The sequence below is a fragment of the Mycolicibacterium sp. XJ2546 genome (assembly GCF_053483195.1).
Genome location: NZ_JBEFRW010000053.1, coordinates 1 through 644 on the forward strand (window position 1 = coordinate 1; position 644 = coordinate 644).

Sequence of the window (644 nt, forward strand, 5' to 3'; positions counted from 1 at the left end):
CTGCTGGCCGACCATGCCCGCCGTCCAGACGTGCTTCAGCTGGCCGAACCGTGGAAGAAGGTGGCGGCGACACCGACGGTGCTTCCTGCGACGCAGCCCGAGGCCGACACCTATGTGACCGCCGGGCGGTTCTCCGCCGAGTTGGATGCCGAAGCCACCGGCATGCTGCTCGATGAGGTGCCCGCGGCGTTTCGAGCTGGGACACAAGATATCCTGTTGATCGCCTTCGCGATGGCGATCGCCGAGCTGTTGGCGGCCGGCGGTGCCCCGATCGCCATCGACGTCGAAGGCCACGGCCGCGACGAGGACGTGGCGGGCCCGGACACCGGCGTGGACCTGTCGCGCACGGTGGGCTGGTTCACCGCCAAGTACCCGGTGGCCCTGGTGACAGACCGGTTGTCGTGGGACCAGGTGATCGCCGGTGACGCGGCGCTCGGCTCGGCGCTCAAGAACGCCAAGGAGCAGCTTCGTTCGCTGCCCGACGGTCTAACCTATGGCCTGCTTCGCTACCTGAGCCCTGAATCGGGACTCGACGCCGAAGACCCGACAATCGGGTTCAATTACCTTGGGCGCCTTGGTGCTCCGACCGGTGACGGATTCGCTGAACCGTGGCGCGTCTCACCGAACGGGTTGTCGCTGACCGA

Annotated in this window: 1 protein-coding gene; it reads left to right on the forward strand. The window is 67.2% G+C overall.

All coding sequences use genetic code 11. From position 1 onward, the window contains the following. On the forward strand, positions 1–644 hold a 644-nt coding region (locus ABQE44_RS25790; RefSeq protein WP_448432653.1), incomplete at both ends, for a condensation domain-containing protein.